Genomic DNA, 8,690 nt, shown 5'->3' with positions numbered 1-8,690 from the left:
GTCCGGGGCGAGGGCGGTGACCAGGTGTCCGTCCGGCCGTACGACCGCGATCGTGGCCCGCGGGCCCAGCGCGTCGGCCAGCGGGCCCGGCGCGGCGGCGGGCGTCACGACCGCGGCGTGCGGCGCCGTGGCGGCCGTCACCCGCCGTACGGTCTCGGCCCACCCCGCGCCGGGACGCCTGCCGGGCCAGAGCAGGACGGTCAGGGTGTCGTCGGCGGTACGGGTCCAGGACCGGCCGTCCGCGTGGAGGGAGGCGTCGGCGGCACCCATGGTTCCTGCGGGCCCCGTAGGGAGTACGGGCAGCCGGTCGCCCGTACGGGTCCGGGCGCCGGGAAGGCGGTGTCCGGCCGGCCGGCCGTCCGCGGGCGGGTAGCGCACCCCCGTCTGGGCGACCAGCGGGGCGATGGCGCGCTGGAGGAGCCCGGTGGCGGACGCGGTGCGCAGGGCGGCATCGCGGACGGCGATCTGCGAGCCCTTCCGCAGCAGGCCCCAGCGGGTCTGCCGGGAGGTGTTCCGGGCGACCGCGTGCGCGGCCGAGCGCCGCTCGCGGTCGTAGCCGGTGATGGCGGACTCGGGCAGCAGGCCGTTGATGATCCCGCCCAGCCGCCAGCCGAGGTTGACGGCGTCCTGGAGGCCGGTGTTCATGCCCTGGGCGCCCGCCGGGCTCATGATGTGGGCGGCGTCCCCGGCCAGCAGGCAGTGCCCGGTGCGGAACCGCCCGGCGGTACGGGCGTGGATGCGGAACGTCGTGCTGAAGCGCAGCTCGCCCATCGCGTTGCGGCCCGGCCCGCGCTCGTCGAGCATCCGCTGGAAGAACGCGCGCGAGGGCGGGGCGTCGTCCTCCGGGTGCGGCACGCTGACCGCCACCCGCGTCACCTCGCTCCCCAACGGCCCCAGGGCGAGGCTGCCCTCGGGGGTGTAGCAGTAGCTCACGACGTTCATGGGCGCGTCGCCGTGCACCTCGGCGTCCGTGATGGCGAAGCTGACGTCGAACTGCTCGCCCTCGAAGCCCGCGTCGAGCATCCCGCGCAGCGCGCTGTGCGCGCCGTCCGCGCCGATCAGCCAGTCGGTCTCCACCTCCTCCACCCCGCCGTCCGCCGTCGTCAGGACGGCCGTCGGGCGGGGACTGTGCGGGTTCCTGACGTCGGTGAGCCGTACCCCGCGCTCGATCTTTCCGCCCAGTTCCGTGAGCCGGTCCTCCAGGAGCCGTTCCGTCTCGCTCTGGGCGATGGCCACCGCGAAGGGGTACGGGGTGTCGGCCAGCCGGTTCATCCAGGCGGTGCCGAGCCTGCGGCCGCTGGAGAAGTACGCGACGCCGTCGATGCGGTGGCCGCCTGCCGCCAGGCGCTCGGTCATATCGGTACGGCGCATGAGTTCGAGGAGCCGGGGCCACACGATCGTGGCCCGCGAATGGGCGGAGTGCTCGCGTGCGGCGTCCACCAGCCGGACGGGGATGTGCTGTTGGAGCAGTTCGCAGGCGAGCAGCATGCCGACCGGGCCGGCTCCGACGATCACCACTTGTTCGTTCATGGGTGGTCCGCCTTTCGGTGAGCGGGAATTGAGCGGGAATTGAGCGGGAGTTGAGCGAAGGAGGGCGGGGCGTGGCGAAAGGCCGCCGGGCCCGGTGGCACGGCGGCTCTTCTGCTGAACAGGCAGGGGGAGAGACCCGGTCAGGCGGCGGCGACCCCCGCCAGCCGGCGCCAGCCGTTGGCGTCGGCCGCGGCCGTCAGCTCCGGGTTGGCGCCCACCACGACGGGATGGCCCACGAGGCTGAGCAGGCCCAGGTCGGAGCCGTGGTCGCCGTACGCGTGGCAGTCCGCCGCGGCGGCGCCCGCGTCGGCGATCAGTTTCCGCGCGGTCTCGGCCTTCGCGTCGCCGATCATCGTGCGCAGCACCTCGCCCGTATAGACGCCGTCCCGCACCTCCAACCGCGTGCTGACGAGGACGTCGGCGCCCGCGTACGCGACCACCGGGTCGAGGGGGGCGGGGAAAGAGCCGGAGAGCACGACGGTCGTACGGCCCGCCGCCCGGTGCGCGCGCAGCGCCGCGAGGACGTCCTCGTGGAAGAAACCGCCGCGGGCCAGCCGCCGGTCGAACCAGGCGCGGCCGACCCGCGCGACCTCGGCCGCCCGGTACCCGGCGAACCGCCGGTAGAAGAGACGGTTCCCCTGGGCGCGGGGGAGCCCTGGGCGCAGCAGGTCGCGGGCCTCCTGGTGGAGGCGCTCCTGTTCCTGCGGGGTGTGTCCGACGGCGTCGAGGAAGAAGTCGTAGAAGTCGAACATGCTCTTGACGGTGATGAGGGTCTCGTCGGCGTCGAAGAAGGCGAGGCCGGCGGGGCGTGGTTCCATCTGGGTCTCCTCTGGGTCTCCTGAAGGTGCGGCGGGTGGTGCGGCGCTGCGGCTCAGCCGAGGGTGACGGTGACTTCGGCGACCGTCGCGCCGCTCTGGACGGCGGTCATGAGGTACGAGCCGGGGCCGCGCTCCGGGTCGGGGCGGGTGGTCAGGCGCACGGTGTCGTCGAGTTCGGCGAACTTCTCGAAGGAGCCGCGCAGCCGCAGCACCCGGCCCGCGCCGATCACCGCTCCGCCGTCCGCCGCTCCGTCGTCCGCGGTGAGCAGCAGCGCGCCCTGCCGGGCCGCCTCGCTGAACACCATCGCGGGCACGTGGTCGTACGGGTGGTCGTACATGCTGCGGTTGCGGAACGTACGGGCGCTGAGCACCGACTCCAGGGCGCCGGCGGCGTGCCGGGCGTCGTCGAGCACGACGTTCAGCGGGTCGAGGCGGCCGGATCGCGCGGCGTCGGCCGGTTCGCCGTGCGGGTCGGCGGGGAGCAGGAAGGCCGTCGGCACCTCGCTGCCGCGCTGCATCCGGCGCAGCGCGTGGTACTGCTCGGTGGGCGTGCAGCTCACGTCCATCGAGAGGGTGCCGAGCGGCCGACCGTCGAGGGTGAGGCGCATCGCGAAGACCAGGCGGCGCAGCCGGCCGCCGCGTTCGACGCGGTCGGTGACCGTGCCGTGCACGGTGAGCTCGCCGGGCCGCTCGCCGCAGTCGAGGGCGGCCGGGCCGGTCACCTCCAGCGCCCAGGAGGTGACCATGAAGGTCGTGGCCTCCGGAACGCCCTGGTGGCAGTGGGCGGCGTACGTCACGGACTGGCGGCACGCCTCCAGGACGAGGAGGGGGTCGTGGAAGGCGCGGCGGCCGGGGTGGTCCCTGAAGTAGGCGTGGGAGAGCGGGAGTTGGGCCGCCGCGACGAAGGTGCGGTCGTCCGTGGCGCGCGAGTCGGTCAGGAACACCTCGGACAGCGACCAGCGGTGTACGAGGCCGCGGGGGACGGTCCGGTCGCGGGAGAGGTCCTCCGGTGGGGAGGCGAGGGGTTGCATGGTTTCTCCGGTCATTGAAGATCGATGGGGAGTGACGGGGCGATGGGGCGCGGCAGGGCGCTTGTGGCCGATGACCGGCCGCGCCGCCGCGCCGCCGCCCGCCGCACCGTCGCCTGACAGCTCAGGCGCGGACCGCGACGAGGCAGCCGACGCACCCGTCCATGCCGACGGACGTCAGCACCGCGACACGGTCGCCGTGCGGGTGCGTCGTGTGCGTGGCCGGGTCCTGCCAGTGCGCCAGTACGGCCGCGAGTTGCAGCGCGGCGCTCGCGCCGTACGTCTCGCCGAGGGCCAGGTCCACGCGGAGCCGCCGGGGCGTGGCAGGTGCGGCGGACGCGGAGGGCGCGCCGGGTGCCGGGAAGACGCTGCGCAGGGCGCGTTCCTCGACGGCCGCCCAGCCGCGTCGCCCGCCCGCGCCGGTGGCGACGACCGCCACGTCCTCGGGCGCGAGGCCGCTGCGGGCCAGGGCGGTACGTACGCAGGAGGCGAGCCGGCGGGCGACGCCCAGAACGTCCTGGAACGGGTCGGCGTAACCGGTCTCGCAGGCCAGCAGCCTCCCGAGGGGCCGGCGGCCGGTGGATCGCGCGTACGGGTCCGGGGCGGACTCCGCTGCCGGGTCTGCCAGTTGGAGGGCGAAGACCGCGCACCCTTCCGCGAGCGGAGTCCCCGGCCGCAGCGCGCCGCCGAGACGCCAGGCATGGGCGCTCTGCGGCGACACCTCTTCCACGCCGCCCGCGAGCAGCCGGTCCGCCCGGCCGTCCGCGAGGGCGGTACGGGCGTAGCGCAGCGCGTGCAGGGCGGCCGGCGGCCCGCCGGAGACGGTCGCGTTGACGCCCGTGAGCCCGTGCTTGATGGCCGTCTTCCCGGCCGCCGAGTTCATCAGGGTGCCCGGGAAGGCCGACGGGTTGACCAGATAGGGGAGGTCCTGCACGAAGGTGTCGCGCAGGAATTCCGACTGTGCGCCGGAGCTGCCCAGGGCGGTGCCGAGCACCACGCCGGTGCGTTCGGGGGCGGGCCCCGCCCCCGCCTCGGCGAGCGCCGTCGTGCAGGCGGACATGGCGAGTCGGTCGGTACGGGTGAGGCGGCTCAGGCCCTTGGAACCGAGGACCGCGGCGGCGTCGAAGCCCGCCACGGGACGTACGGCCAGGGGCGGGAGGTCTTCCGTCCCCTCGTCCGGGCGGATATTCGCCAAGGCGGAGGCGAGCGCGGCCAGGCCGGTCCCGGCCGGGCTCAGCACCGAGCAGCCGACGATGTCCACCGGCACCGCCTGCGACGGTTCGACCGCCTGCTCCTCCGGCGGACCGACCACTGCGGTGCTCACTGCGCGACCTCCCCGAAGACCGTGATGGCGTTGTTGCCGCCGAAGGCGAAGCCGTGGTTCTGCACCACTCCGGGCCGGGCGGCCCTGGCCCGGCCCGGTACGCAGTCCAGTCCGGGGCCCAGCTCCGGATCGACCTCGCGCAGCGTCGCGTTCGGCGGCAGGAACCCCTCGTACAGGGCCGCGCAGGACACGACCGCGCCGAACGCCGACGCCGCGCCCATCGTGTGGCCGAGCATCGACTTGATGGAGCTGATCGGCGGGACGCGCTCCCCGAACACCTCCCGTACCGCCCGTACCTCGGCGGCCTCGTTGGCGCGGGTCCCCGTCCCGTGCGCGCAGATGTAGCCGACGTCGCCGGGCTTCACCCCGGCGTCGGCGTGGGCGGCGCGGACGCACTCGGCGATGGAGGACGGGTCGGGGTTGGTCATGTGCCGCGCGTCGCAGGTGACGCCGTAGCCGAGCACCTCGGCGTAGATACGGGCGCCGCGGGCGAGCGCCGCGTCGAGCGGTTCGAGGAGCAGGGCCGCGCCGCCCTCCGCCGTGACGATGCCGTCGCGGTCGGTGTCGAACGGCCGGGGCTCCCCTTCCGCGAGGGCGCCGAGCCGGTGGAAGCCGGCGTGCGTGGCCCGGTTGGAGGCGTCCGCGCCGCCGCACACGGCGGCGTCCGCCGCGCCGCCGCGGATCAGGTCGCAGGCGTAGCTGATGGCGTAGTTGCCGGCCGCGCACGCCGTGCCGAAGGTCAGCACGTCGCCGCCGAGGCCGAGTTCGCTCGCGGCGGCGGCAGCGATGCGCCCGGCGTCGGCCTGCCCGACGAGCCGAGAAGAGAGCCCGTCGGGGCCGTCGGGGCGGTCGATCCCGTCGATCTCGTCGAGGCCGTCCGTGACCCACTGCGCCACCAGCCGTTCCAGCACCTGGGACTCGCCGTTGGTCGTGCCGAAGCACGCCGCCGTGCGCTCCAGGGCCGGCGAGTGCGGCGAGTCCGGGGCGATGGCCGCGTCCTCGAAGGCCAGCCGCGCCGCGACGGCCGCGAACTGTCCGCTGCGTCCCCACCGCGCCGGGTCGGTGCGCCGCAGCCGGGAGCCGGGCGAGAAGTCCCGCACCTCCCCGGCGCGGGTGTGCTCGAACCCCGCGGTGTCGAACTCCGCGGCGGGGCCGATGCCGCTGCGCCCCGCCCGGATGCCGTCGACGAACGGCCGTACGCCGGTGCCCAGACTGCTCACCGCGCCCATGCCGGTGACGACGACCCTGCGTTCCCCCGGTTTGCGCGCCGCAGCGCCCGGCCCTGCGCCGGGCCCGGCACCCGGCCTACGCACCGACGGCCGCACGGGCGTGATGGCGGGCCACGAGGGCGTACGCGGCGGGCAGGTCGTCCAGCTCCGTCAGGTCCTCCTGCGGGATGCGGATGCCGAGGTCGCGCTCGAAGCGGGAGAAGATCTCGATCACGAGCAGGGAATCGGCGTCGAAGTCGTCGACGAAGCTGCTGCCGTCCGTGAGGTCGCCGGGCTCGGCCTCCAGGACGTCGGCGACGATCTCCCGGATCTGCTGCCGGAGCTCGTCGGAAACGGTGTCGTGAGTGTTGTCGTGCTGCATTTCATTCTCCTGGGTATGCCGTGGATACGGAATATCTGCTTCGAGAAGCATTCGCGGCAGTTTTTCGGCCCCGACGGAATGAATGGAACACGGATTCCGGCGGCCTCGGCAACTCTCTCCAAAGGGGTAGGGGTAGCTGCTCACAATTCGGCATAGGCGATATAGGTGCAGGTGGAGAGGGGTATGGAGGAGGTTGCCGGGTGCCTCCTGACGCCTTCCGGGCCTCCTTTCAATCCCCTTCCAGTGGCCTTTCAACTGGCTTTCATCCAGCTTTTATCGAGCCCTCGCACTGTGCTTTCCGGTAACTCACGGGAGGCGGTTCGGATATGAGGCTGGTGGAGCCCGCGGGAATCGCGGCCGCCGCGCTGTGGCTGCCCGGGGGCCGGTCCCGGGCGGACGACGCGGTACGCGAGGGGCGGTTGCGCAGGCGGCAGGCCGCGGACCTCGGCCATGAGGAGATCCCGGTCGCCGAGGACGTGGCGCCGCCGGACATGGCGGTACGGGCGGCCCGTACGGCGCTCGCGGCGGCCGGCGTGGAGGCGGGCGACATCGGCCTGACGTGCCACGCGTGGATGTACTACCAGGGGCACGACCTGTGGTCGCCCGCCCACTACATCGCCCACCGGCTCGGCGCGCTGCGGGCTGTGCCGGTCGGCGTCCAGCAGGTGTGCAACGGCGGCAGCGCCGCCGTCGAACTGGCGGCGGCCCGGCTCGTCGCGGGCGCGACCGCCTCTACGACCGCCTCTACGACCGCCTCCGCGACCGCTCCCGACTGGGCCCTGGTCACCACGGCCGACCGCTTCGCCGAGCCGGGCTTCGACCGATGGGCGAGCGACTACGGCGTCGCCTACGCGGACGCCGGTACGGCCGTACTGCTGCGGCTGCCCGCCGCCCCCTCGGACGCCCTGCTGCTCCGGTCCGTGGCGAGCGTCGCGGCCCCGGAACTGGAGGTCATGCACCGCGGCGCCGACCCCTTCACGCCCGTACCGCGCGGCCACCGGCCCCGCGTGGACATGCGCGCCACCAAACGGGCCTACCTGCACGAACACGGAAACGAACCCTTCGCGCGGGCCAACCGGCACGCGATCGGCGCGGTCGTGGCCGAGGCGCTGGAGGGCGGCGGCCCGGACCCGTGGGACCCGCGGCTGCGCTACGCGGTGCTGCCCCGCTTCGGCGCCAAGACCCTCGCCGAGTCGTGGGTACCGGAACTCGCCGGGCGCACCGGCGCCGAGCCCGTGGACTTCGGCCGTACGACGGGCCACTTGGGCGCGGGAGACGCCGCGGCCGGCCTGGCGGAGCTGGTGCGCCGGCGCGCGCTGGCGCCCGGCGAGTCGGCCCTGGTGTTCAGCGCGGGAGCGGGGTTCACCTGGTCCTGCCTGCTGGTCCAGGCGCCGGACCGGAACGTCTGAGCAAGCGCACAACTGACGACAGCACACCTTGGAAAGGAAGGCGGAAGACATGGCGAGGTCCGTGTTCATCACCGGAGGGAACCGGGGCATCGGCCTGGCGGTGGCCCGCGCGCTGGCCGCCGACGGGGACCGCGTGGCGGTCGGCTACCGGTCCGGCGAGCCCCCCGAGGGGCTGTTCGGGGTGCGCTGCGAGGTGACCGACGCGGCCTCGGTCGAGGCGGCCTTCGAGACGGTCGCGCGGGAGCACGGGCCCGCCGAGGTGCTGATCGCCAACGCCGGGATCACCCGTGACACCCTGCTGCCGCGCATGTCGGAGAAGGTGTTCGACGAGGTGCTGGACACCAATCTGCGCGGGGTGTTCCGGACCGTACGGGCGGCGGCCGGGCCGATGCTGGCCGCGCGCCGGGGCCGGATCGTGCTGCTCTCCTCCGCGCTGGCGTTCCTCGGCGCGCCGGGCCAGACCAACTACGCCGCCACCAAGACGGCGCTGGTCGGCCTGGCCAGGTCGCTGGCCTGGGAGCTGGGTTCGCGGGACATCACCGTCAACCTGGTGGCTCCCGGCATCATCGACACCGACATGACCAAGCAGCTGACGGACCGCCGGATGCGGGACACCATGAAGATGACGCCGCTCGGCCGGCCGGGCACCGTGACGGAGGTCGCGGCGGCGGTCCGGTTCCTGGCGAGCGCGGAGGCGGGTTACATCACGGGCACGGTGCTGCCGGTGGGAGGCGGGATAGGCATGGGCGTCTGACCTGTGATGGCTGTCGCCGCCGCCGCGACCCCGGCGAGAACGGGCGTACGGCCGGACTCCGGCGGCGCGTCCGTGAGGATGCTGCGGAGCAGGGCGTGCGGGTGGGCGGAGGGCCCCAGCCCCAGTTCGTCGGTGAGCACCCGGCGCAGGTCGTCGTAGGCGTCGAGCGCCTCACGGCGCCTGCCGGACAGGCGCAGCGCCTCGATGAGGCAGGCGTGGAACCGCTCGTGGTACGGG

The 8,690-nt window shown here is 74.3% G+C and carries 9 protein-coding genes; 2 read left to right on the top strand and 7 right to left on the bottom strand.

The annotated features are described in order from the left end of the window. The 6 genes from ACFU99_RS22890 to ACFU99_RS22865 all read right to left on the bottom strand — a co-directional run. Positions 1 to 1,530 (bottom strand): FAD-dependent monooxygenase (locus tag ACFU99_RS22890; protein ID WP_384394828.1); only part of this gene is annotated, 1,530 nt, incomplete at its 3' end. Between the two features lie 140 nt (positions 1,531 to 1,670). Continuing rightward, the gene (locus ACFU99_RS22885; RefSeq protein ID WP_384394827.1) at positions 1,671 to 2,348 is read right to left on the bottom strand and encodes an HAD family hydrolase; all 678 of its coding nucleotides are present in this window, start codon (positions 2,346 to 2,348) and stop codon (positions 1,671 to 1,673) included. A 53-nt stretch (positions 2,349 to 2,401) separates the two neighbouring features. Then, positions 2,402 to 3,379: an AfsA-related hotdog domain-containing protein gene (locus tag ACFU99_RS22880; protein ID WP_384394825.1), complete on the bottom strand. Its 978-nt coding sequence runs from the start codon at positions 3,377 to 3,379 to the stop codon at positions 2,402 to 2,404. A 121-nt stretch (positions 3,380 to 3,500) separates the two neighbouring features. Beyond that, positions 3,501 to 4,700, bottom strand: a complete 1,200-nt coding sequence (locus ACFU99_RS22875) for a beta-ketoacyl synthase N-terminal-like domain-containing protein (protein ID WP_384394823.1) — start codon at positions 4,698 to 4,700, stop codon at positions 3,501 to 3,503. Further along, positions 4,697 to 6,013, bottom strand: coding sequence for a beta-ketoacyl-[acyl-carrier-protein] synthase family protein (locus ACFU99_RS22870; protein WP_384394821.1), 1,317 nt, complete (start codon positions 6,011 to 6,013; stop codon positions 4,697 to 4,699). Before ACFU99_RS22870 ends, ACFU99_RS22875 begins: the two co-directional genes overlap by 4 nt. After that, positions 6,006 to 6,290, bottom strand: coding sequence for an acyl carrier protein (locus tag ACFU99_RS22865; RefSeq protein ID WP_384394819.1), 285 nt, complete (start codon positions 6,288 to 6,290; stop codon positions 6,006 to 6,008). Before ACFU99_RS22865 ends, ACFU99_RS22870 begins: the two co-directional genes overlap by 8 nt. 326 nt (positions 6,291 to 6,616) lie before the next feature. On the opposite strand from ACFU99_RS22865, the gene ACFU99_RS22860 reads away from it, so the two are divergent. After that, positions 6,617 to 7,699, top strand: coding sequence for a 3-oxoacyl-[acyl-carrier-protein] synthase III C-terminal domain-containing protein (locus tag ACFU99_RS22860; protein WP_384394817.1), 1,083 nt, complete (start codon positions 6,617 to 6,619; stop codon positions 7,697 to 7,699). Between the two features lie 49 nt (positions 7,700 to 7,748). After that, positions 7,749 to 8,453 (top strand): SDR family oxidoreductase, encoded by a 705-nt coding sequence (locus tag ACFU99_RS22855; protein WP_384394815.1) that lies wholly within the window; start codon positions 7,749 to 7,751, stop codon positions 8,451 to 8,453. Here the strand turns inward: ACFU99_RS22855 and ACFU99_RS22850 are convergent. Next, positions 8,399 to 8,690, bottom strand: a 292-nt coding sequence (locus ACFU99_RS22850; RefSeq protein ID WP_384394812.1) for a BTAD domain-containing putative transcriptional regulator, incomplete at its 5' end; no start/stop codon positions are given. The two genes, ACFU99_RS22855 and ACFU99_RS22850, sit on opposite strands and share 55 nt — an antisense overlap.

The organism is Streptomyces sp. NPDC057654, from assembly GCF_042800135.1.
In the GTDB taxonomy this organism is placed as follows: Bacteria; Actinomycetota; Actinomycetes; order Streptomycetales; family Streptomycetaceae; genus Streptomyces.
Note: the sequence above shows the minus strand (reverse complement) of the source record. Positions and strands in the feature narration are given on the sequence as shown.

Coding starts and splice junctions, on each gene's coding strand:
- ACFU99_RS22885 (WP_384394827.1), bottom strand. CDS start 2,348: ATGGAACCACGCCCCGCCGGCCTCGCCTTCTTCGACGCCGACGAGACC.
- ACFU99_RS22880 (WP_384394825.1), bottom strand. CDS start 3,379: ATGCAACCCCTCGCCTCCCCACCGGAGGACCTCTCCCGCGACCGGACC.
- ACFU99_RS22865 (WP_384394819.1), bottom strand. CDS start 6,290: ATGCAGCACGACAACACTCACGACACCGTTTCCGACGAGCTCCGGCAG.
- ACFU99_RS22860 (WP_384394817.1), top strand. CDS start 6,617: ATGAGGCTGGTGGAGCCCGCGGGAATCGCGGCCGCCGCGCTGTGGCTG.
- ACFU99_RS22855 (WP_384394815.1), top strand. CDS start 7,749: ATGGCGAGGTCCGTGTTCATCACCGGAGGGAACCGGGGCATCGGCCTG.